This window comes from Sphingobium sp. AS12 (genome assembly GCF_019097845.1).
In the GTDB taxonomy this organism is placed as follows: Bacteria; Pseudomonadota; Alphaproteobacteria; order Sphingomonadales; family Sphingomonadaceae; genus Sphingobium.
The window spans coordinates 102,188-125,674 of sequence record NZ_JAHRGM010000011.1; the positions used below are offsets into that span (position 1 = coordinate 102,188).

The window sequence follows — 23,487 nt, forward strand, 5'->3', positions numbered from 1 at the left end:
CGGGAACACGTCCTACTACAAGACAGGCTCCATGATCCGTCCGCTGACCCTCGCCATTGCCGCCCTGACGCTCACCAGCACGGCACACGCAATGCCGCGCCGCATCGTCTCGCTCAATGTCTGCGCCGATCAATATCTGATCGCGCTGGCCGACAAGGGGCAGATCGCCGCGCTCAGCAGCAATGCGCGCGATCCTGAATTGTCGGCGGCGGCGGACAAGGCGCGGGAATATCGCGCACTTCGCCGCGCTTCGGAGGAAGTGCTGGCGATCAGGCCCGACCTGATCCTGGGCTATCCCATCGGGCCGAATATGGTGGCGGGCGCGCCGCCGGGGCAATGGACGACGCTGGGGCTGGCCAGCGCGGACAGCTATGGCGCGATCCTCGACCAAATCAGGCAAGTCGCGCGCGCCGTCGGGCATGTCGATCGGGGCGAAAGGCTGATCGCGCAGATGAACCGCGAACTGGCGGCACTGCCCAAAGCGAAGCGTAGCGGCGTGGCGGCCTATTATCAGCGGCGCGGCTACATGACCGGCACCGGCACGCTGGTCGATGACCTGATGCGGCGGGTGGGCCTCACCAACCTGGCCGCAAAACTCGGTAAGCCCGCGCTGGCGCAGGTGCCGCTGGAGGCGATGGTCGCGGCGCGGCCCGACTGGCTGATCGTCGAAAGCGGCAGCGAAGCGGTGGTTGATCAGGGGACCGAGATGCTCCAGCATCCCGCGATCAAGAGCATCTCGCGCATCAGCCTGCCGCAAAGCTGGACCGTGTGCGGCGGGCCAGCCTATGTGCAGGCGGCGCGGGCCATCACGGCGCGTCTGAACGCGCCAAGGTGAAGGGACGGGCTGCGCGCCCGTCCCCCCTTGTGCCATATCAGAAGCGGACACGCACGCCGCCAAAGGCGGAGCGGCCATAGACGCCATAGCCATAGGCGGTGGCGTAGGCTTCATCGAACAGATTGTCGATCCGGCCATAGACTTCCAGATGCTCGCCCAGCGGCAGCGACGCGTGCAAGCCTGCTAGCGCATAGCCGTCCAGACGACGGGTGTTGGCGGCATTGTCGAAACTGTCGCCCACCATCGTCACCGTGGCACCCGTCGACAGACCGAAGGACCAGACATAGTCTGCCGAAACGCTGACCGCATTGACCGCCCGGCGCGGCAGACGGTTGCCATCATTGATCCCGCCCGAACGGTCGCGCGCATCGACATAGCTGTAGCTGCCGGTCACGGTCAGTGCATCGACGGGCTTCAAGGCAATGCTGGCCTCCACCCCCTTGGCGCGGGTGCGGTCCAGATTGCTGTAGCTGAAGGTCGCATTGTCATAATTGATCTGGTCGGTGGTATTGCGCATGAACGCCGTGACGGACACTGTCGCCCGGCCGCCGTCCAGGCTCTGGTCGAAACCGATATCATAGCTTTTCGACCGTTCGGGGCGCAGCGCGCTGTTGCCGCTGAATGTGTCATAAAGCTGATAGAGCGAGGGTGCCTTGAACCCTTCGCCATAGCTCAGGCGGATGTTGGTCGCGCCAGCGTTCGGCGTGTAGTTTGCATTCGCGCCGAACGTCGTCGCGCCGCCAAATTGGCTATGATCGTCATGCCGCACACCGCCCGTGACCGACAGGCCCGTGAAGGGCTTGACGATCGCCAGCGCATAGACGCTGTCGATATTGATCTTCGCCGACGACGTGCTGCCGAAACCGAAGAAATCATAATCGGGCCGTTCATGTTCGTAACCGAACACCAGCTTGGCCTGATCGACCGGGGCATAGACGCCTTCATATTCGAAGCGCAGGTTGGTCCCCGAATAGCCATAGTCGGGGTCAGTGCCGCGCACGAAATAATAGTCGCGGTCGTTGCGCAGATAGGTGACTGCCGCACGGTTGGTCAGCTTCCCATCCAGCAGGGCAAGGTTCAGCCCCGCATAGCCGACATATTGGTCGAGCTTGCTCACATCGCTGCTGTCGGCAGGCGCGCCGAAGAAGCTGTCATAGTCGAGGTCCGCATGGATATAATAGCCGCGCAGGTCCAGGCTCAGCGCATCGCTGAACGCCAGTTTCAGCCGGGCATTGGTCGCGATATTTTCATAGCCATCCTTTTCCGTGCCGCCCGCAGCCGAGGAAATGCCATCGGTGCGGAAATAGGCTGCGCCGACGCCACCCGACGCAATGCCGCTGGTGCCGGACACGTCCGCCTTGGCGTTCAGCGTATCGCTATAGCCATAATCGACCGAAGCGTTCGCTCCAAAGCCCTCGACAGGCACGCCGGTCATGATGTTGACCACGCCGCCGATCGCCTGGCTGCCATGCACCACCGAGTTGGAACCGCGCAGCACTTCGATCCGCTTGATATTGCCGGTCAGCAAATGGCCGAAATCATAGCCATCGCCAATGCCGCTGGGGTCGTTGACCTTGACCCCGTCGATCAGCACCAATGTCTGCGTCGTTTCCGCGCCGCGCAGCGACACGCCGGTCACGCCGCCGGTGGAACCGTTGCGATTGAAGCGCACGCCCGGCGTCGTCGCCAGCAGATCGACTACATCGACAGCCTGCCGCGTCTGGATGGTCTGCGCGTCGATGACGGTGATCGCCTGCCCCACCTCGTCCCGCGACTGTTCAATGCCCGACGCGGTGACGACGATATTATCGTCCTGCGCCAGAGCGGGCGTAGCCGCCAGCAGCGCGATAAGAGAAATGCCTGTTTTTACCATGATATAAGCCCTGAGCGTCATGTGCGACTTCAAGGCCGGGGCGTCCGCGCAAACGGTCGCGCCATGATGCGGGATGACGCCAGCCCCCGCCGCACGGCACGATGCGGCCCCGGCCGCACAGCGTCGCTCGACGGAAAACCACCGTGCCATGACCATCCCCTGGATCAGGGCAAGAGCGACCAGACGCCGGCAGGTCTCCTGGCTCGCGGGTCAGGGCAATGACGCACGGACCTTCCCAGACATAGGCGTCCAGTGGCCGGGTCTTGCGACCCGCGTGCATCATGCTCACCGCTTACAGTTGCAGGGACAGCCACGGAATTGGGCGCTTGCACGCCCGCACCGCATTCCCATTTTAAGCCCCTTGCGGGACACCGGCGCGATCTAGCTGCAAGGGAAGCCAAGCCCCCCTCACGCGGCGCGCTCTAGGGGAAAGGCGGGGCGATGCCAAGCGGCCAGTTGCGCTACGCCAGCGGGGCGTTGCCCTGATGCAACACCGCGTCGGGCCGCGCCAGTACAACCAGCGGCAATCCCGCCGCCGCCGCGCGCGCCGCCGCCAGCCTTGTGGGGGCGGAGATGGTCACCAGCAGCGGACATTGGCTCAGCACCGCTTTCTCCACCAGTTCATAGGAACAGCGCGACGACAGCAGGGCAAAGCCGCCCTCCCAGTCCGCCCCCGCCCGCTTCATCGCGCCGATCAGCTTGTCGAACGCATTGTGCCGCCCGACATCCTCGCGCGCCAGCCGGATCGCCCCGTCCGCGTCGACCCAGGCGGCGGCATGGGCCGCGCCGGTGGCGGCGTTGAGCGGCTGATGCGCCGCCAGCCCATCCAGCGCGCGAAAGATCGCCGTCCGATCCGCGCGCGAACGCGCCGTCACGGGCGGCAGGGGCCGGATTGCCTGTTCCAGATTTTCGATGCCGCATAGGCCGCACGAGGAGTCCGACGCCCGATGCCGCACCCGCTCCAGCAACAGGTCCGTCCGCGACGGCGGCAGGGTGGCGCGGGCGACGATGCCCTGATCGGTGCGATGGGTATCGACATCGAACGGCGCATCGTCCGGGCCAATCAGCCGCTCGGCCAGCGCGAAGCCCTGCACCAGATCGCCAATATCGGTCGGCGTCGCCATCAGCACAGCATAGCCGATACCATTAAATTCGATCGCGACCGGCACTTCGTCGGCCAGCGCCCGATCCATCGTTACGGTTTCGCCGTCCGGCGTCAGGCGGTCAAAGGCCAACCACGCCATGCTGCCCGCATCATGCGCCGTCACAGCGTGGCGCTCATCCGGCGTCGCAATGACTGCTCTCGCCCACCGCGTTGAACTGGGCGGCATCCACCTGCGGCGCTGACCAGCCCTGCGCCATGCGCGCCACGGCCGCCGCCACGATGGGCGACAGGCGTTCGGGCTGATCCTGCGCGATGGCAATGATCTGCGCCTTCATGCGCGGGTCCCAGAAGCGGGTCAGATGTTCGGCCAGCGCCGCCACCGCCTTCGCCTCGCCCATGGTTTCCAGGTTGCGGGCAATCTGGTGCGCCATATAGACCAGCCGGTCGGTGGTGGACATGACTTGGGGTTCGTCGCTCATCGGCCCGATCCTATTCCGCCGCTTCCAGCGGTGCAATGCGGCGGCTCATCCGGGCCTGATCGGCATAGTCGCGCTGCCAGTCGCTCGGCCCGTTGGATGGCATGACCTGCACCGCCGTCACCTTATATTCCGGGCAGTTGGTCGCCCAGTCGCTATAGTCGGTGGTGATGACGTTGGCCTGGGTTTCGGGGTGGTGGAAGGTGGTATAGACCACGCCCGGCGCAACGCGCTCGGTCACTTGCGCGCGCAGCGTCGTTTCCCCGGCGCGGCTCTTCAGCGCAACCCAGTCGCCCTCCTTGATCCCGCGATTCTCTGCGTCGGACGGATGGATTTCCAGCCGGTCCTCAGGGTGCCAGGCGGTGTTGGCGGTGCGGCGCGTCTGCGCGCCGACATTATAGTGGGACAGGATGCGTCCGGTTGTCAGCAGCAGAGGGAAGCGCGGGCCGGTCTTTTCATCGGTCGGGACATAGTCGGTGACGACGAACTTGCCCTTCCCCCGCACGAAGCCGCCCATATGCATCGTCGGTGTGCCATCGGGCGCAGCGTCATTGGCGGGCCATTGCAGCGATCCCTCCGCCTCCAGCCGGTCATAATGGACACCGGCAAAAGTCGGGGTGAGCGCGGCAATCTCATCCATGATCTGCGCGGGGTGATCGTAGGTCCAGCCCAAACCCATGGCATTGGCAACCAGCTGGACGATTTCCCAGTCGGCATAACCGTTCAGAGGCGCCATCACCTTGCGCACCCTTTGGATGCGGCGTTCGGCGTTGGTGAAGGTGCCGTCCTTCTCCAGGAAGGTCGATCCGGGCAGAAAGACATGGGCGTAATTGGCGGTTTCGTTGAGGAACAGATCCTGCTCCACCACGCATTCCATCGCCGCAAGGCCTGCTGCGACATGATGGGTGTTGGGATCGGACTGGAGAATATCCTCACCCTGCACGAATAGCCCCTTGAAGGTGCCGTCGGTCGCCGCGTCCAGCATATTGGGGATACGCAGCCCCGGCTCGGCGTCGAGTGACACGCCCCAGGCCTGCTCGAACAGGCTGCGCGTCGCTGTGTCCGACACATGGCGATAGCCCGAAAATTCATGCGGGAAGCTGCCCATGTCGCAGGCGCCCTGGACATTATTCTGCCCCCGCAACGGGTTCACGCCCACGCCCTCGCGCCCAACATTGCCGGTCGCCATGGCGAGGTTGGCGATGGCCATGACGGTCGATGACCCCTGGCTATGCTCGGTCACGCCAAGGCCATAATAGATCGCGCCATTGCCGCCTGTGGCATAAAGCCGGGCGGCGGCGCGCACCTCATCCGCCTTCACGCCGGTCAGCGGTTCGATCGCTTCGGGAGAGCGGGCGGGTTGGGAGACGAAATCGGCCCAGTCGGCAAACTCGTCCCAATCGCACCGTTCGCGGATGAACGCTTCGTCATAGAGCTTTTCGGTGACGATCACATGCGCCATCGCGGTCAACATCGCGACATTGGTGCCGGGACGCAGGGGCAGATGATGGTCCGCCTCGACATGCGGGGATTTGACCAGATCGGTGCGGCGCGGGTCCATGACGATCAGCTTGGCCCCCTGACGCAACCGCCTTTTCATGCGGCTGGCGAATACGGGGTGGCCGTCGGTAGGGTTCGCGCCGATGACCAGGATCACGTCCGCCTGCATCACGCTGTCGAAATCCTGCGTGCCTGCCGACGTACCGAAGGTCTGGCTCAGGCCATAGCCGGTCGGCGAGTGGCAGACGCGGGCGCAGGTATCGACATTATTATTGCCGAACCCCTGCCGGATCAGTTTCTGGACCAGGAAGGTTTCTTCATTGGTGCAGCGGCTCGACGTGATGCCGCCAATGGAGCGGGTGCCATATTTGGCCTGGATGCGCCGAAACTCCGACGCGGTATAGGCGATCGCTTCGTCCCACGACACTTCACGCCACGGTTCGCTCACCGACGCGCGGATCATGGGGTTGAGGATGCGGTCCTGATGCTGGGCATAGCCCCAGGCGAAGCGGCCCTTGACGCAGCTATGGCCGCGATTGGCCTTGCCATCCTTCCACGGCACCATGCGCACCAGTTCCTCGCCCCGCATTTCCGCGCGGAAGGTGCAGCCGACGCCGCAATAGGCGCAGGTGGTGACGACGGCGCGGTCCGGGGTGCCGACCTCGACGACCTTCTTTTCGATCAGTGACGCGGTGGGGCAGGCCTGCACGCAGGCACCGCAGGAGACGCATTCGGACCCCAAAAATCCCTCGCCCTGCGACGCGGAGACTTTGGAATCGAACCCCATCCCTTCGATCGTCAGCGCGAACGTCCCCTGCACTTCGTCGCACGCCCGCACGCAGCGGGAGCAAACGATGCATTTGCTGGGATCGAAATCGAAATAGGGGTTCGACTGGTCCTTGGCCTGCCCCATATTGGTCGCGCCGTCATAGCCATAGCGCACGTCGCGCAGCCCGACTGCCCCGGCCTGATCCTGCAATTCGCAATCGCCATTCGCGCCGCAGGTCAGGCAATCGAGCGGATGATCGGAAATATAAAGTTCCATCACCCCGCGCCGCAGCTGCTTGAGGCGATCGGTCTGGGTGCGCACGACCATGCCCTCGGCCACCGGGGTGGTGCAGGAGGCGGGGTAGCCATTGCGCCCCTCCACCTCGACCAGGCAAAGGCGGCAGGAGCCGAAACTCTCGACGCTGTCGGTGGCGCAGAGTTTGGGGATGGAGCCGCCCAGCAGCGACGCGGCACGCATGATGCTGGTGCCTTCGGGCAGGGTGACGGCGTGCCCGTCGATGGTCAGGGTGACGGACTGGCCGGTCGCAATCGCAGCGGGCGTGCCATGGTCGGTTTCGCGGGTAAAAGTCATTCCGCAGCCTCCTTTAACGGCGCAAAATTCGGACTTGGACTCGCTCCGAAATCTTCCGGGAAGTAATCGAGCGCGCTTAGCACCGGATAGGGGGTGAAGCCCCCAAGCGCGCAGAGCGACCCATATTTCATCGTATCGCACAGGTTGCGCAGCAGCGTGGTTTGCGCGTCGATCGAGGTGTCGATCCGGGCGGGGGAACGGGAGTAGAGGGCTTTGCCCAAAACCCCGTCATCCCAGCGCACGCTGGGATCCCCCTTTTCTTCCGCACCACCTTCAGGAAGTGAGATGCCAGCCTTCGCTGGCATGACGGATGGGGGAGTTGGCCGCGCCGCCATGATCCGGTCGACAATCTCCACCCCGCGCGTCGATCCGATCCGGCAGGGCGTGCATTTGCCGCAGCTTTCCGCGGCGCAAAATTCCATGGCGAAGCGGGCCATATGCGCCATGTCGACACTGTCGTCGAACACGGTAATCCCGGCATGGCCGATGAGGCCACCCGCAGCGGCGAAGCTTTCATAATCGAAGGGCAGATGGAACATGGACGGCGGGAAATAGGCGCCCAGCGGCCCGCCCACCTGCACCGCGCGCACAGGGCGGCCGCTCGCGGTGCCGCCGCCAATATCGTTCACCAGTTCGCCCAGCGTGATGCCGAAGCCGATTTCGTACAGCCCGCCATACCGCACATTGCCCGCCAACTGCACCGGCATCGTCCCGCGTGAACGGCCAAAGCCGACCGCCGCATAGGCCTCTGCGCCTTCAGCCAGAATGAACGGCACGGCGGCAAGGCTCAGCACATTGTTGATGACGGTCGGCTGGCCGAACAAGCCTTTCAGCGCAGGCAAGGGCGGCTTGGCGCGCACCTGGCCACGCTTGCCCTCGATCGAATCGAGCAAGGCGGTTTCCTCGCCGCAGACATAGGCGCCCGCACCCTCTCGCACTTCCAGCGTGAAGGGCGCTATCAGATGCGCCGAACGCTCAATCGCCAGCCGCATCGTGTAGATTGCGAAGGGATATTCGGAGCGGATATAGATATAGCCTTGGGTTCCGCCGACGGCATGGGCGGCGATCGCCATACCCTCGATCAGGCAATAGGGATCACCCTCCATCAGCATCCGGTCGGCAAAGGTGCCGCTGTCGCCCTCATCCGCGTTGCAGACGATATATTTGTCGCCCGTGGGGGCGTCCAGCACCGTCTGCCATTTGATGCCGGTCGGGAAGCCTGCCCCGCCGCGCCCGCGCAGGCCCGACACCTTGACGGCATCGACCACGGCCTGAGGCGTCATCGTGCGCGCGGCGTCTAGCCCCTTCCAGCCGTCCTGCGCGGCGTAATCGGTCAGGCTGACCGGATCGATCACCCCGCACCGGGCAAAGGTGAAACGCTGCTGCCCGGCGAAGAAGGAGAGTTGATCGACTGCTCCCAGCCGGTTGGGGTGGCTGCCATCCAGCACCGCTGCAACGTCCCACGGCCCCACCGGACCATAGCCGATGCGGCCGTCCGCCGTCTCCATCTCGACCAGAGGTTCGATGCTGAACAGCCCGCGCGATCCGGTGCGGATTACCTCGCACCCGGCGTCGGCAAAGGCCTTTGCAACGTCATCCGCGCCCAGAGCGACCGATGCCATGTCGCGACTCACATAAATTTTCATGCCGCCACCTCTGCTGCGATCCGATCCAGCGCGGCAGCGTCGATCCGCGCCATGGGACGACCATCAACCAGCGCATTGGGACCGACCGCGCACAGGCCCAGGCAATAAACCGGTTCCAGACTGACCGCGCCATCGCCGCGCGTTTCACCCATCGCCACGCCCAGCCGCTGCGCCGCTGCCGCCTCGATCGCCGCGCCGCCGCGCGCCTGGCAGCTTTCAGCGCGGCACAGCTTCACGACATGGCGACCCGCAGGCGTCCGGCGGAAATCATGATAGAAGGTGACGACGCCATGCACGTCAGCGCGCGACAGGTTCAGCGCGCGGGCGATGACCGGCACGACAGCATCCTGAACATAGCCCGCCTCTTCCTGCACCGCGTGCAGCAGCGGCAGCAACTGGTCGCGCGTCGCGCCGTGGCGCGCGGTCCAGCCTTCGATAAACTCTTCCATCCCGATACCCTGCCTTATGGCCGCAATTTTGACCGGATAGTGCGGCAGCAAGGCGTGCTGGTCAAATCGAAGCCAGCGATGCTTGATAGAATTACTCTATCAAAGCGATCCGAAGCCGGGCGGCAGGCGCAAACCGCGCGCCACCGCCAACACCGCCTGCGCCAGCGGCCCCATCGGCGCGCTATCCGACACGATGACGCCTACCCGGCTGCCCTCCCCCATGTCCGGCAACGGCGTCGTGCGCGCCCAGCGCAGACCGTCCAGCAAGGCGGCATGGCTGTCGGGAATGATCGAACAGAGCCGCCCCTGCTGCACCAGCCCCAGCAACGCGACATAGGAGTCTGCCGTCACCAGAGGCCGCAGCGCCAGCCCGCGGTCGGCCAGCCGCGCGTCCAATATCCGCCGGTTCTGCATCCCCTGATGCAACAGGCAGAGCGGCAGGCTGGCCAGGTCGGCCCAATCGACGACAGCGGGAATCGCCACGCCATCGACCGCGCTCACCAGCATCGCCCGCTCGGCATAGAGCGGCACCGACAGGGCGTGGGCGGGCGGCTCGAAATCCAGATAGGTGAGGCCCGCGTCCAGCTCGAATGCGGCCAATTCACGCTCGATCTGGCGCGATGTCAGCGCGCGAACGGAAATATTCAGCCCCGGATGCCGCTCCAGCATCGCGGTCGCCAGACAGCCGATCGCGGGCATGGCGGCAGGGATCGCCCCCAGCCGCAATTCGCCCTTAAGCGGCCCGCGCGCCGTCTCCGCCGCCTGTCCCAGCGCTTCGGCCGCCGCGACCAATTGCCGCGCCCATGGTAAGATCGCCTCCCCCTCAGCCGTCAGCCCGCCATATTTGCGGTCGCGCCGGATCAGCCGCTTGCCCAGCTGCGTCTCCAGCGTGGCGATGCCCGCCGACAGCGTGGGTTGCGACACATGGCATAGCGCCGCCGCCCGCGCAAAATGGCCTTCGCGCTCCAGCGCCAGGAAATATTCGACGAGGCGGGTCTGCATATATTTGGTATAGGCCTGATAGAAGTGCGCTATCAAGGAAGCATCATGGCGGAACAGCGGATATTGGGCGCGGTGCTGGCGGGGGGCCGGTCCAGCCGCTTTGGCAGCGACAAGGCACTGGCAGTGATGGCGGATGGACGGACCTTGCTGGACCATGCGATCGCGGGCCTGACGCCGCATGTCGCGCAGGTCGTGATTTGCGGACGGAACGGTGGCCTCGCCGATCGGCCTGCGCCGGACATGGGACCGCTGGGCGGGCTGAACGCTGCGCTGCATCACGCGCAGAACCATGGCTTTGCGGGGGTATTGACGACGGGGTGCGACATGCCCGTTTATCCTGCAGAGCTGCCCGCCATGCTGATCGGCGAAAGCGCGGCCATATTGAAGGGTCAGCAATTGCTCGGCTGGTGGCCGGTATCGCTGGCGGGCGAACTCGACGCCCATCTGGCGACGGACAATAATCGCTCCATCCATGGCTGGCTCGACCGCATCGGCGCTCGGGTAGTGGACATGGAGGGGCTGGTGCTGCCCAATATCAACCGGCCGGAGGATCTGGCGGGGTTGTGACACGCAACACCCGTTCGTTTCGAGCGAAGTCGAGAAACGGGTGCGCTGTGTTCAGGTTTCTCGACTTCGCTCGAAACGAACGGAGGTAGTTAGGCAGGCAAAGCCACACTCGCCGCCATTTCCACCGGCACCCGCGTCCCCGCCACCGCCTCGCCGATCAGCAGCAGCGTCGGATCTTCGTCGCTGATCGTCTGCACCAGAAAGGCCAGCGCCGACAGCTTGCCGCGGATCAGCCGTTCGCTGGGCAGCGAGACATTCACCGCCACCATCACCGGGGTTTCCGGGTCGCGCCCTGCCGCGATCAGGTTGCGCGCAATCTCGCCCGCCGCCGCGCGGCCCATATAGATGCCGATCGTCCCGCCGGGCCGCGCCAGCGCGTCCCAGTCGAGTTTCAACGGTTCGCCCGCCTTCAGATGCGCCGTCACCAGAGTCAGCCCGCGCGCCTTGCCGCGCAGGGTGAGCGAGGCATGGCCGCTCGCCGCAGCCGCGCTCGCCGTGGTGATGCCGGGGCAGATGCGCACAGCTATGCCAGCCTCACCCAGATGATCCATTTCCTCCGCCGACCGCCCAAACACCGACGGATCGCCGCCCTTCAGCCGCACCACCCGCTTGCCCGCCCGCGCGGCGGCCAGCAATAGGTCATTGATGCTCTCCTGTTGCTTGCTGTGCCGCCCGGAGCGTTTGCCCACGCTCACCCGCTCGACCCCGGCGGGGATCAGGTCCAGCACTTGCCGCCCGACCAGCGCATCGTAGAAAACAATGTCCGCCGCACTGATCAGCTTTTCCGCCTTGCGCGTCAGCAGGTCCGGGTCGCCCGGCCCCGCGCCCACCAGCCACACTTGTCCCCGCGCGATCAATTCATTCGGCTGCATGAAGCGTCTCCTGTTGGGCCTGGGCGAGGATATTGGCCAGCGCCGGACGGCACGACCCGCAATTGGTCCCCGCCCCCAAAGCGGCGCCGATCGCGGGAACATCGACCAGCCTCTGTTCGCGAATGGCCGTGACGATGTTGTTCAGCCCAATGTCGAAACAGACACAGATGATCGCTCCCTTGTCGGGCTGACTGCCCGGCCCGCGCGCGGCCAGCACCGACGCGCCGACGCTTTCGACAGCGAGTTGCCCGATCAGCCAGTCGCGGGTGGGCAATATACCGCTGCGCGTGACAATCAGCACGCCCGCCAGCTTGCCGTCGCGGATGATCGCGACGCGGCGGGTGCCGCGCGTCATGTCGATCGCCTCGACCCGATCGCCCTTGGGCAGGCACGCTTCCAGCCGCGCCGGATCCCCATTGCCCGCCACTTCATAGAGCGCGCCGCCCGGCACGGTGATCCGCGTGGCCCACAGGCATGGCACGCGTACGGGTTCGCTCCCGCGCAGGATCAGAAAGCCCTTCCATTCGGTGGCGACTTTTTCGACCCGGACCGGGGTGGATTTGAACCCCGGCTGGCCCGAATGGGGATCGACCAGCGAGCGCGGCAACAGGCCGGTGCGGCCACCGGTCGATTGCTGGTCGGTCCAGTGGATCGGGGTAAAGACTTCGCCGGGGCGCTGGCCATCGCTGATCCGCGCGCGAAACAGGCTGTCGCCCTGCGGCGTCGATACGCGCGCCAGATCGCCATCGGCGATACCCAGCGCAGCTGCGTCGTCCGCATGGACCTCGACCAGCGGCTCCTCCCGGTGGCGCGCTAGTTTGGGCGACAGGCCAGTGCGGCTCATCGTGTGCCACTGGTCGCGATAGCGCCCGGTGTTGAGCGTCATCGGCCAGTCCTTGAGCGGACCCTGCACATCCATCTGGGTCACCGGCAACAGCCGCGCCTTGCCATCGGGCGTCGAAAAACGCCCGTCGACAAAGGGCGTGTCGCCCCAGCGGAACGGCGCCATCGCCTCATAGGCGTCATTCCCCAGCGTCGCCTGTGCGCGCAGGTTCAACAGCCGCGCGCCGTCATTCTGATAGGCGGTCAGGCGCGCATGTTCGCGCCAGATGTCGGCGGGACGATCATAGGCAAAAGCGTTGCGGAAGCCCATGCGGCGGGCAACTTGCGTGACGATCCACCAGTCGGGTTTCGCTTCGGCGGGTAGCGGCAGCAGCGCGCGCTGGCGGCTGATCGTGCGGTCGGAGTTGGTGACGGTCCCGTCCTTTTCGCCCCAGGCCGCGGCAGGCAGGCGAACATGGGCGTGGACGCTGGTGTCGGTGGTGGCCATCACCTCCGACACGACGAGGAAAGGAACCGTCTCCAGCGCTTCGCGCACACGATTGGCGTCGGGCAGCGACACGGCGGGATTGGTCGCCATCACCCACAAAGCCTTGATCCGCCCTTCGTTGATGGCGCGGAACATATCGACGGCTTTCAGCCCCGGCTTGGTCGCCATGGTCGGCGCGGCCCAGAAGCGGCCGACGCGCGCGACATTGTCCGGTGCGAAATCCATATGGGCCGCCAGCGTGGAGGCGAGGCCACCGACTTCACGGCCTCCCATGGCGTTGGGCTGGCCGGTGATCGAGAAGGGCGCAGCGCCCGGCTTGCCGATGCGACCGGTGGCAAGATGGACGTTGATGATCGCGTTGACTTGATCCGTGCCGCGGATCGACTGGTTGATCCCCTGGCTGAACATGGTGACGGTGCGCGGGGTCGCGGCGAAGAGTTCGTAAAATTGCTGGAGCGCGGCAGGCGAGACATCGCACGCCTTGGCCGTGGTCCACAGGTCATGGCCGGTGCGGATATGGTCCCAGAAGCCTTCGGGCGCATTGACGCTGCGCGCCAAAAAGTCCGCGTCCAGCAGCTTTGCCTGATCCATCCAGGCGAGCAGCCCGTTCATCAGCGCGACGTCGCTGCCGGGCCGCAGCGCCAGATGCAGGTCCGCGCCCTCGCAGCTTTCGGTGCGGCGCGGGTCGATGACCACCAGTTTCGTGCCGCGCGCGGCGCGGGCGGCCTGTATCCGCTGATAGACGATCGGGTGGCACCAGGCAGTGTTGGACCCGATCAGCACGATCAGGTCGGCTTCGTCCAGATCGTCATAGCTGGCGGGGACGACATCTTCGCCAAAGGCCCGGTTATGGCCCGCCACCGCGCTCGACATGCACAGGCGGCTGTTGGTGTCGATATTGGCCGACCCGATAAAGCCCTTCATCAACTTGTTGGCGACATAATAATCTTCGGTCAGTATCTGACCGGAGACGTAGAAGGCGACACTGTCGGGACCATGTCTGGCGATGGTGTCGGCAAAGCGTTTGGCAACCAGATCGAGCGCCTTGTCCCAGCTGGCGCGCTTGTCGCCGATCATGGGATGGAGCAGTCGGCCTTCAAGGCCCACCGTCTCGCCCAGATGGGTGCCCTTGGAACAGAGCTTGCCCGCATTGGCCGGATGCGCCTCATCCCCCCTGATCGTCACGGCGCGGCCGCCAGTCGGCGTCGCCGCGATGCCGCAGCCGACGCCGCAATAGGCGCAGGTGGTGCGGATCGCTTGACTCATCAGGCTGCCACCTTGGCCAGTTCAGGCCGCGCGATCAGGATGCGGCCATCCTCCTGTTTCACCGCGATCGTCGGGGTGCAGCCTTTATCCTCGCCCTGTGCCTCGCCGCTCTTGAGCGCGATGTTCCAGTTGTGCAGCGGGCAGGCGACGCTGTGGCCATGGACGATGCCCTGGCTCAGCGGCCCCTTTTTGTGGGGACATTCATTGACCAGCGCGAAAATCTGGTCGTCGCCCGTGCGGAACACCGCAATTTCTTTCTCACCACCAATCTGAACGGTGCGCGCACCGCGCTGCGGAATGTCGGCCAGCGTGCCGATGTCGATCCAGTCGGTCATATGTCTCACTCCGCCGCGATGGAGATTGGGTCAAGATGCTGGTGCAGGTCGCTATTGGCACCCGCGGCCCGCTCCGCCCAGGGATCGTCTTGCATGAACTGCTGCGAAAACAGGAAACGGGCGCGCAGCGCTTCGCGACCGGCATCATCCTCGACGATGCGCTGCTTCACATAGTCGACCCCGACCCGTTCGATCCAGGGCGCGGTGCGCTCCAGATAGCGGGCTTCCTCACGATAGAGCTGGGTGAAGGCCGCGCAATAATCGAGCGCTTCCTGTTCGGTCGCGACCTTGCACAGCAGGTCGGTGACGCGGACATGGATGCCGCCATTGCCGCCGACATGCAGCTCATAGCCGCTATCGACGCAGACCACGCCGAAATCCTTGATTGTCGCTTCCGCACAATTGCGGGGGCAGCCCGACACCGCGATCTTGAACTTGTGCGGCATCCACGACCCCCAGGTCATCCGCTCGGTCTTGACGCCAAGGCCGGTGCTATCCTGCGTGCCGAAGCGGCACCATTCACTGCCCACACAGGTTTTCACCGTGCGCAGCGACTTGCCATAGGCGTGGCCGGACACCATGCCCGCCGCGTTCAGGTCCGCCCAGACGGCGGGCAGATCTTCCTTCTTGATGCCGAAAATGTCGAGCCGCTGGCCGCCGGTGACCTTGACCATCGGCGCGTCATATTTCTCCACCACATCGGCGATCGCGCGCAATTCGCGCGGGTTGGTCAGGCCACCCCACATGCGCGGGACGACCGAGTAAGTGCCGTCCTTCTGGATATTGGCGTGCATCCGTTCATTGACGAAACGGCTCTGCTGGTCATCGACATAGACGCCGGGCAGCGCGCACAGCAGATAATAGTTGAGCGCAGGGCGACAGGAGGAACAGCCATCGGGCGTGGACCAGTGCAGCTTCTGCATGACTTCGGGAATGGAGCGCATGTCTTGCGCCACGATTTCGCGGCGGACGTCGTCATGGCCGAAACTGGTGCATTTGCACATCGTCTTGGGGCCGGACTGGACATCCTCTCCCAGCGTCAGCGCCAGGATATTTTCCACAAGACCCGTGCAGCTGCCGCAGCTCGCCGAAGCTTTGCAGCCCGCGCGGACCGCGTCCAGGCTGCACGCCCCCTTTTCGATGCAGGCGACGACCTGGCCCTTGCTGACGCCGTTGCAGCCGCAAATCTCGGCATCGTCCGAGAGCGCTGCAACGGCCGCCTTAGGGTCCATCGCGCCTCCTCCAGAGGCGAAGGCTTGGCCGAAGATCAGCAGGTCGCGAATGTCGGCGACATTTTCGCCGCGCTTCAACAGATCGAAATACCAGCCGCCGTCAGCCGTATCGCCATAGAGGACCGCGCCGACGACCTTGTCGTCCTTCACCACGACCCGCTTGTAAACGCCGCGCGATGCGTCGCGCAGGACGATATCCTCGCAGCCTTCGCCGCCGGAAAAGTCCCCTGCGGAAAAGACGTCCAGACCCGCGACCTTGAGCTTGGTCGAGGTGACGCTGCCCTTATAGCCTGTGTGCCGGTCGGTCAGGCCATCGGCCAGACTGCGGCACATGTCCCACAGCGGCGCGACCAGACCATAGACATTGCCGTCATGCTCGACGCATTCGCCCACGGCCAATATGTCGGCATCGCTGGTGACCATATGGTCATCGACCTTGATACCGCGTCCGACATCCAGACCCGCCTCGCGCGCCAGCGCGACCGAGGGGCGAATGCCCACCGCCATCACCACCAGGCTGGCGGGAATCTGCGTGCCGTCCTTCAGGCGCACGCCCTCGACCTTGCCATCACCATAGATTTCGGCGGTGTCGGCACCGGTCAGGATCGTCTGGCCACGCCCTTCCAGCGCGCTCTTGAGCAGCCAGGCTGCCGCTTCATCAAGCTGCCTTTCCATGAGCGTCGGCATGATGTGCAACACCGTCACTTTCATGCCGCGCAGGCTCAGGCCATGCGCCGCTTCCAGCCCCAGCAGCCCGCCACCGATCACCACGGCTTCACCACCGCCAACGGCCTTGCCCGCCTCTGCCGCCGCCAGCATCACATCGACATCCTTCATGTCGCGGAAGCTGATGACGCCGGGCAGGTCCTTGCCGGGGACCGGGATGATGAACGGGTCGGACCCCGTGGCGATCAGCAGCTTGTCATAGCCGATGGTGCGACCCGATTGGCTCGTGACGCTCTTGTGGGTGCGGTCGATCGCCGACACCGGATCGGACGTGATCAGCGTGATGCCATTATCATCATACCAGGCGCGGTCGTTGATGATGATGTCATCGAACGTCTTTTCGCCCGCCAGCACCGGGGACAGCATGATCCGGTTGTAATTCACATGCGGTTCGGCCCCGAAGATGGTGACGCGATAGCGCCCCGCATCGCGGGCCAGCAATTCCTCGACCGCGCGGCACCCGGCCATGCCGTTGCCGACCACCACCAGATGTTCGCGCACATCATCCATCGGCACGAGGATGTCGTCCCCGCTGTCCGTCACCGGACTTGAACCGTCCTGAAATTCCATCCTCGTCACTCCGGAAAACAAAAAAGCCGCCATCCTGACCCCCGGTGAGAACCGAAAGTCAGGATGGCGGCTTTGCCATCATAGTCGCCTTGCCGATCCGTCCGTGGATCGCTTCGGCTATGGTTGGAAGGGCAACACTGCCCTCTTGCAATGCACCATAAACGGAATCGCCTGACGGCTCAAGCGATTCCGTTCGCGATCGATCAATAAGCCCAGTCAGCCTGAAGCCACAATTTCTGCGTGTCCGTGGCCATCGTCTTGGCATCATATTTGGCGTAGCGGACGGACAGCGCCGTCTTCTTCACCTTCGCGGATGCGATAAGGTTGATTTCGTCGCCATAATGCTGGTCCAGCCGGTCGCTGTCGAAACGGTGCCAGGCGACCTGGAGCGCGACAGCGGAGAGCGGGCCGAGCTGTTTCCAGCCATAGCCCCCGCCGACATAAAGGTCGCGGATGCCGTTCCCCGGCGTCGTCAGGAATTTGTCGGCCCAGCCTTGAAACTTGAAATTGGTGCCGAGCGGCGTCTGGAAACTGGTAAAAGGTGCGCCGCTGCTGGCCCCCAGCACTTCGTAACCAGCGTTGAGTTTCCAGCCCTTCACGTCCAGCGTCGCATCCGCCAGCCAATAATCCGCGCTGTAATCATTGGGGTTGGCATGATGGTCGGCCTGCCTGGCATAGCTCAGCTGATAGGAAAGTTTCGCGGCCTTCGACAAAGGCTGCGTCCCCGCCAGCCGCACACCATAGGTCTGGCTCGACAGGCGGTAGGCCTGCATTGGCGCTTCATCCTGATCGACCAGATAGGCAAAACCCGTCAGCGTGCCGACCGGCGTGACATAAGAGAGGTTGGCGAAAATATTGTCGCCGCTCACCGCCTGCTGCCGCGCGCCCTTGCCCTGGAAACCCCAGATGGTGCGCACGCTCCACGCATAGGAAACGTCCAGTTTCAGCCCCTTGGCCGGGGTGAGTTCCATCCGCATCGCGTCGAACGTCTGGCCATTATTGCGGAAAGCGACATTGCCGATGAAACGCTCGTCATCCAGCGCGATCCGCTGCCGACCGCCGGTCAGCGTGACCATCTTGGTCTTATACTGGAGCTGCGCGATGTAGAGCGCGATATTTTCAGGATCGGCGACGATCGGCCGGGTCGCGGCCCCATTCAGCCCGTCAAAATATTTGTCGACGACCGCCAGATTGCCCTGCCCGATCACCGTGGCGCTTAAGCCGCCGCTGGTCGCGATCAGCCCGGCACGGGCGCGGATGGTCAGCGCGTCGGACTTTTCCGTCGCCAGCCCTTCCTGATCGGCATGTTCGTAGCGCAACCGCGCTTCGGCCACGGGTTTCAGCTTGATGCTCTGGGCCTGGGCCGTGGACATGGCGGTCCCTGCGGCGACCAATGTGGCCGCCGTTGCGTATAGATATTTCATGATAGTCATCCCCCCTCGGATGATGTTGCGACCAATTTAAGGAGGCGGCCTTGCTGTAAAGGTCCGCCCCCGCCCCTCCAAACTCCAATCAGATGCGGGCGCCCGTGCTCCAGTTCGCGCGCCACCGGGCCTTGACCAGCGCCAGCCCGGCAAAGGCGATGACCGCCAGCCCAGCGAAGATCAGGAACCCGGCCGAAAAGCTGCCGGTCAGCTGCTTGGCAAAGCCCAGCGAACTGGCGAGGTAGAAGCCGCCAATACCGCCCGCCATGCCCACCAGACCGGTCATCACGCCGATTTCCGCCTGGAAACGCTGCGGCACCAGCTGGAACACCGACCCATTGCCCGTGCCCAGCGCCAGCATGGCGAGGACGAAAAGGCTAAGCGCAGATGCCAGCGTGGTGGCGAAGGCGACACCGGCCAGCGCAATCGCGGCCACGACATAGACGATCATCAGCGCCTTCACGCCGCCAATCTTGTCGGCCAGCGCCCCACCCATCGGACGGACCAGCGACCCGGCGAACACGCAGCCCGCGGTGCAATAGCCCGCCATGACCGGGTTCAGGCCGAACTGGTCGGTGAAATAGATCGGCAGGCTCGCGGCAAGACCAACGAAACCGCCGAAAGTCACGGCATAAAAGGCCATCAGCAGCCAGGCATCCGCCTGCTTGAGCGGCTCGAAATAGTCGATCATCTTCTTAGGCTGCGGCGCGTTGGGCGCGTCCTTCGCCATGATCATATAGGTGACGAACACGATGCTGAGCGGGATGCAGGCAAGGCCCAGCACCGCGTTCCAGCCGAACAATTTGGCCAGACCCGGCGCGAACAGGGCGGCCAGCACGGTGCCAGAATTGCCCATGCCTGCCAGACCCATCGCCTTGCCCTGATGCTCGGCGGGATACCAGCGGCTGGCCAGCGGCAGCGCGATCGCGAAGCTTGCGCCGGCAAAGCCCAGCACGACGCCCAGCGCCAGCGTGCCTTCAAAACTGTCGATACCCGTCGCCCATGCCGTAAACAGGCCGATGATGACGATGACCTGGCTGATCGCGCCCGACAGTTTCGGGCCAATCCGGTCGACCAGCAGCCCGTTGACGACGCGCAGCAGCGCCCCCATCAGCGTGGGCGTGGCGACCATCAGTCCCTTTTCGGCAGGCGTCAGCATCAAAGTCTTGGCGATCATCGGAGCAAGCGGCCCCAACAGCACCCACACCATGAAGGCCAGGTCGAAATAGAGAAAGGCCGCGATCAGCGTCGGCGTGTGGCCGGCCTTCCAGAAGCTGGTCGCGGCGGGGGCCAGTTCACCCTCCTTGTCGCCATCCCAATAAGCAGTTGCCATGATAGGTCATCCCAGACTCGAAAATGAACAAAAAAAGCCGCAGGCCGGACATCACCCGATGGGGAGTCCGGTCAGCGGCTTTGCTGTATGATAGGTCGGAATGACGGTCCCGACCTTGGGATGGCGCATTCCTGTCAAACGCGCATCGTCGCGCGGTTACATGTCTTATCTCGCGATTCGCGTCATGTTGCAAGGCACAATTTTTCCCGCCAAATCAACGTAGCGGCGCAAATCCTGCCAAAAACTCTTCGATTCGTTCCGGGTCGAACACCCGCTTGTCGAAGAAGCTGTCCGGTCCCAGCGTCAGCTCGCCCCGGCGCGATCCGACCGGCAATGGCGATGCGACCGCCCCTTCCAGCTTCATGCTGGCGCCGGGCATCGGTACATTGCTGTCGGCCAGTGCGCGGCGGAATATGTCGGGACGGAACACCGCCCCGGCGCGTGTCGCTGTCGCCGGATCATGATCGACCATGCCCCATCGCACAAGTTGCGAATAGATCCACAGCGCCTGACTGCGCCAGGGGAAGGGCGTCGCCTCCCGCCCGAACAGCATGAAATCCGGGCTGACGATCGGCGGCTCCCCCGCCCGCGCGACAATGCCGCCCGACAGCGCGCGTTCAATCAGATAAGCAGGCTGATCGACATAGTCCGGCCGGGCGAGCAGGTTGGCAAGGTCATCCCTGTGCGCCGGATCATCGCACCACGCCGCCGCCCGCACCAGCGCGCGCAACAGCCGGTCAACGGCTTGCGGATTTTCCTCCAGCCAGGATTCGCGGAAGGCCAGCACCTTCTCAACACCGCGCCGCCAGATACGCTCGCCGATCGCCACGGTTTCCGCTAGACCCGCTTCCACCGCCGCGCTGCCCCAGGGTTCGCCCGCGATGAAGCCGTCAATCTCGCCCGCGTGCATCGCCTCGACCGTCAGCGATGGCGGCAGCACGCGCAGCACCACGTCGCGATCGGGGTCCACGCCCGCACTCGCCAGCCAGTAACGCAGCATGATCGCATGGCTGGAAAAACGATGGACCACGCCGATCACCGGTTTGCGCCGCCACAGGCCTATCGCGGCGGCAAAATCATGCGCGGTGCCCAGCGGATCGGCCAGTCGGCTGGCGATCACCGGCTCCAGCGCCTTGGCAAAATCGCACGCCATCACCAGCATATTGCCGTTGACGTTCAGCTTGTAGGGCGCGGCCAGCGGCGCCGGCTGCTGGCTCAGCCCCAGCGTCACCGCGACGGCCAGCGGTGCCAGCATATGCGCGCCCTGCACCTGGCCATAGACCAGCCGGTCGCGCAACGTCGCCCAACTGGTGGTGCGCACCAGATCAAGGGCGATCCCCTCTTCCTCGGCAAAACCCCGCTCCCGCGCCGCCACCAGAACGGCAGCATCGGTCAGCGGCAGGAAGGCGATGCGCAGCCCTATCGTCATAATCCCCCTCCCAACAGGTCGCTGGCGGTGATCAGCGCCTGCGCCACTTCCACAATTTTCTTCCCTTGGTTCATCGCCGCCGTCCGCAGCAGCGCATAGGCATCCTGTTCGCTAAGCGATCGCTGGTTCATCAGGATGGACTTGGCCCGGTCGATAACCTTGCGGTCGGATAACGCATTACGGGCTTCATCCAGTTCGCTCTGAATCTTGGCAAAGGCGTTGAAGCGCCGCACCGCCAGTTCCAGCACCGGCTTGACCCGTTCCTTGCGCAATCCATCGACGACATAGGCGGACACGCCCGCGTCAATCGCCGCGCCGATCATCGCCTCGTCGGATTGATCCACGAACATGGCGATCGGCCGGGCCAGCGCGCGGCTGACGGTCAGCATTTCCTCCAGCGTATCGCGGCTTGGGCTGCCCAGATCCATCAGTACGACGTCGGGGGCCATGCGTTCGAGGCGCGCGACAAAGCCGCCACGCGGCGGGACGATATGAATATCGTCATAGCCCGCCTCATGCAGCCCCTCTTCCAGGACGCTGGCCCGCAATCCACTGTCATCGATGATGACGATTCGCATCTGTCCCCGCCTCTTCGCGCCTTAAGTGGCCGCGATGCTGCGCCGCGTCAATGCGCCGCTGACGTGTCCACATCGGCGCGCGGGCGCGGTGCCAGCCAGACCACGGCGGCCGCCACGAACAGGATCATGGCCGATATGAAGAATATATGATCGACAGCAATCGCCAGCGCTTCCTGATCGACGATGTTCGATATGACCTGCCGCGCCTGATCGGTCGACATGCCGATATTCGCCAGCGCCGATTGCGTGTCGGCGGGCTGGAGCGCGCCCGCCAGCTCATTGCGCGATACACGCTGGCCATCGCCCCAGCCCGTCAGCACCAGCGATGTCGCAATCGCCAGAGCCATGGTGCGCAGGAAATTCTGGAGGCCCGCCGCAGAGGCTGTCTCTTCCGGCCGCACCGATCCCAAAGTCAGCGTCGTCAGCGGGATCATGAAGAAGGGCATGGCGAACCCCTGGATGAACTGGGGCGCGGCCATCGTCCAGAAATCGACCGAACTGGTCCAGTGCGCGCGCCACAGGGTCATCAGGCCCAGCCACAACACCGCGCCCGAAATCATGAAGCGCGGATCGACTCGGCCCATCATCCTTGCGGCGATCGGCGCGCTCATCAACGCAGCCATGGCGGTGAAGGCAGTGACGATGCCAGCCCAGGTCGCGGTGTAGCCCATGGACGACTGGAGCCATTGCGGGATGACGACGATGCCGGAAAAATAGGCACCAAAGCACAGCGCCAGAGACAATACCCCGGTGGTAAAGCCGATGTGGCGGAACACCCGTAAATCGACGATCGGGTGCACCTCCGTCAATTCCCAGATGATGAAGGCCAGAAAGCCGATCAGCGCGAGGATCGCCAGTATGACGATCAGCGGATCGGCAAACCAGTCATGGTCACGGCCAAGATCGAGCATGATCTGAAGGCAGCCGATCCAGAATATCAGCAAACCCAACCCAACCTTGTCGATCGGCACTCGCGCCGTTTCCGTTTCAACTGGGCGCAGCAGCGCCATCGCCGCGAACACGCAGAGGACTGCGATCGGAAGGTTGATGAAGAAGATCCAGTGCCAGCTCCAATTATCGCTGATATAGCCGCCGATGATCGGCCCCATTGCTGGTCCCAGCAGGGTCGTCATCGCCCACAGACCCATCGCCCGCGCCCGCCGTTCGGGCGGAAAGACGCGCAGCATCAGCGTCTGCGACATCGGCATGATCGGCCCACCGCACAGCCCCTGGCCGATGCGGCAGACGACGATCATGCTGAGCGACATGGACAGGCCGCACAGCACGGAAAACAGGCCAAAGCCGATCATCGCCCAGATGAACATCTTTACGACGCCAAAGCGCTGCGCCAGCCAGCCGGTCAGCGGCACGCAAATCGCTTCGGCGACCGCATAGGATGTGATGATCCACGTCCCCTGATCGGGGGTGATGCCCAGATTGCCCGCGATATGCGGCACGGAAACATTGGCGATGGTCAGGTCCAGCACGACCATGAAATTGCTGAGCGCAAGCACCAGCCCGGCGAGCGTGCGCTGGCGCGGCGTCAACCGGTTAAAGATATTATCCTCGCCGCTCACGA

Annotated in this window: 18 protein-coding genes and 1 riboswitch; of the genes, 2 read left to right on the top strand and 16 right to left on the bottom strand. The window is 64.4% G+C overall.

Features of this window, described 5'->3' with window-relative positions; genetic code table 11:
- Positions 1 to 31: 31 nt before the first annotated feature.
- A complete protein-coding gene (locus KRZ98_RS05615; RefSeq protein WP_217672679.1) occupies positions 32 to 835 on the top strand; it encodes an ABC transporter substrate-binding protein in 804 nt (267 codons plus the stop codon).
- Between the two features lie 37 nt (positions 836 to 872).
- Here KRZ98_RS05615 and KRZ98_RS05620 read toward each other — a convergent pair whose 3' ends face one another.
- The 7 genes from KRZ98_RS05620 to KRZ98_RS05650 form a co-directional block, all read right to left on the bottom strand.
- Positions 873 to 2,708 carry a TonB-dependent siderophore receptor gene (locus KRZ98_RS05620; RefSeq protein ID WP_217672712.1) on the bottom strand — a complete coding sequence of 612 codons (1,836 nt, stop codon included), beginning with the start codon at positions 2,706 to 2,708 and terminating at the stop codon, positions 873 to 875.
- Between the two features lie 170 nt (positions 2,709 to 2,878).
- Positions 2,879 to 3,099: riboswitch (cobalamin riboswitch) on the bottom strand.
- A gap of 70 nt (positions 3,100 to 3,169) precedes the next feature.
- Positions 3,170 to 3,952 (bottom strand): formate dehydrogenase accessory sulfurtransferase FdhD, encoded by a 783-nt coding sequence (gene fdhD, locus KRZ98_RS05625; RefSeq protein ID WP_217672713.1) that lies wholly within the window; start codon positions 3,950 to 3,952, stop codon positions 3,170 to 3,172.
- A 34-nt stretch (positions 3,953 to 3,986) separates the two neighbouring features.
- Positions 3,987 to 4,292, bottom strand: coding sequence for a formate dehydrogenase subunit delta (locus tag KRZ98_RS05630; protein ID WP_217672680.1), 306 nt, complete (start codon positions 4,290 to 4,292; stop codon positions 3,987 to 3,989).
- Positions 4,293 to 4,302: 10 nt separating this feature from the next.
- Positions 4,303 to 7,149: a formate dehydrogenase subunit alpha gene (fdhF, locus tag KRZ98_RS05635; RefSeq protein WP_217672681.1), complete on the bottom strand. Its 2,847-nt coding sequence runs from the start codon at positions 7,147 to 7,149 to the stop codon at positions 4,303 to 4,305.
- Positions 7,146 to 8,795 carry an NADH-quinone oxidoreductase subunit NuoF gene (locus KRZ98_RS05640; protein WP_217672682.1) on the bottom strand — a complete coding sequence of 550 codons (1,650 nt, stop codon included), beginning with the start codon at positions 8,793 to 8,795 and terminating at the stop codon, positions 7,146 to 7,148. Before KRZ98_RS05640 ends, fdhF begins: the two co-directional genes overlap by 4 nt.
- The gene (locus KRZ98_RS05645; protein WP_217672683.1) at positions 8,792 to 9,244 is read right to left on the bottom strand and encodes a formate dehydrogenase subunit gamma; all 453 of its coding nucleotides are present in this window, start codon (positions 9,242 to 9,244) and stop codon (positions 8,792 to 8,794) included. The genes KRZ98_RS05640 and KRZ98_RS05645 overlap by 4 nt, the downstream gene beginning before the upstream one ends.
- 99 nt (positions 9,245 to 9,343) lie before the next feature.
- Entirely contained in the window at positions 9,344 to 10,246 is a 903-nt protein-coding gene (locus KRZ98_RS05650; protein ID WP_217672714.1) for a LysR family transcriptional regulator, read from the bottom strand.
- A 45-nt stretch (positions 10,247 to 10,291) separates the two neighbouring features.
- Here KRZ98_RS05650 and KRZ98_RS05655 point away from each other — a divergent pair, with 45 nt between their 5' ends.
- A complete protein-coding gene (locus KRZ98_RS05655; protein WP_217672684.1) occupies positions 10,292 to 10,813 on the top strand; it encodes a molybdenum cofactor guanylyltransferase in 522 nt (173 codons plus the stop codon).
- 89 nt (positions 10,814 to 10,902) lie between these two features.
- On the opposite strand, the gene cobA is transcribed toward KRZ98_RS05655, so the two are convergent.
- The 9 genes from cobA to KRZ98_RS05700 all read right to left on the bottom strand — a co-directional run bounded on the left by cobA (position 10,903) and on the right by KRZ98_RS05700 (position 23,485).
- Positions 10,903 to 11,685 (bottom strand): uroporphyrinogen-III C-methyltransferase, encoded by a 783-nt coding sequence (gene cobA, locus KRZ98_RS05660; RefSeq protein ID WP_217672685.1) that lies wholly within the window; start codon positions 11,683 to 11,685, stop codon positions 10,903 to 10,905.
- A complete protein-coding gene (locus KRZ98_RS05665; RefSeq protein ID WP_217672686.1) occupies positions 11,672 to 14,281 on the bottom strand; it encodes a nitrate reductase in 2,610 nt (869 codons plus the stop codon). Before KRZ98_RS05665 ends, cobA begins: the two co-directional genes overlap by 14 nt.
- On the bottom strand, positions 14,281 to 14,616 hold the full coding sequence (gene nirD, locus KRZ98_RS05670) for a nitrite reductase small subunit NirD (RefSeq protein ID WP_217672687.1): 336 nt from the start codon (positions 14,614 to 14,616) through the stop codon (positions 14,281 to 14,283). Before nirD ends, KRZ98_RS05665 begins: the two co-directional genes overlap by 1 nt.
- A gap of 5 nt (positions 14,617 to 14,621) precedes the next feature.
- On the bottom strand, positions 14,622 to 17,144 hold the full coding sequence (gene nirB / locus KRZ98_RS05675) for a nitrite reductase large subunit NirB (protein WP_217672688.1): 2,523 nt from the start codon (positions 17,142 to 17,144) through the stop codon (positions 14,622 to 14,624).
- 203 nt (positions 17,145 to 17,347) lie between these two features.
- Positions 17,348 to 18,568 (bottom strand): alginate export family protein, encoded by a 1,221-nt coding sequence (locus KRZ98_RS05680; RefSeq protein ID WP_217672689.1) that lies wholly within the window; start codon positions 18,566 to 18,568, stop codon positions 17,348 to 17,350.
- Positions 18,569 to 18,656: 88 nt separating this feature from the next.
- Complete coding sequence (locus KRZ98_RS05685; RefSeq protein ID WP_217672690.1) at positions 18,657 to 19,901, bottom strand: NarK/NasA family nitrate transporter; 1,245 nt, start codon at positions 19,899 to 19,901, stop codon at positions 18,657 to 18,659.
- Between the two features lie 214 nt (positions 19,902 to 20,115).
- Positions 20,116 to 21,330, bottom strand: coding sequence for a CmpA/NrtA family ABC transporter substrate-binding protein (locus KRZ98_RS05690; protein ID WP_217672691.1), 1,215 nt, complete (start codon positions 21,328 to 21,330; stop codon positions 20,116 to 20,118).
- A complete protein-coding gene (locus KRZ98_RS05695; protein ID WP_217672692.1) occupies positions 21,327 to 21,908 on the bottom strand; it encodes an ANTAR domain-containing response regulator in 582 nt (193 codons plus the stop codon). The genes KRZ98_RS05690 and KRZ98_RS05695 overlap by 4 nt, the downstream gene beginning before the upstream one ends.
- Before the next feature lie 47 nt (positions 21,909 to 21,955).
- Positions 21,956 to 23,485, bottom strand: a complete 1,530-nt coding sequence (locus KRZ98_RS05700; RefSeq protein ID WP_217672693.1) for a DHA2 family efflux MFS transporter permease subunit — start codon at positions 23,483 to 23,485, stop codon at positions 21,956 to 21,958.
- Positions 23,486 to 23,487 lie beyond the last annotated feature (2 nt).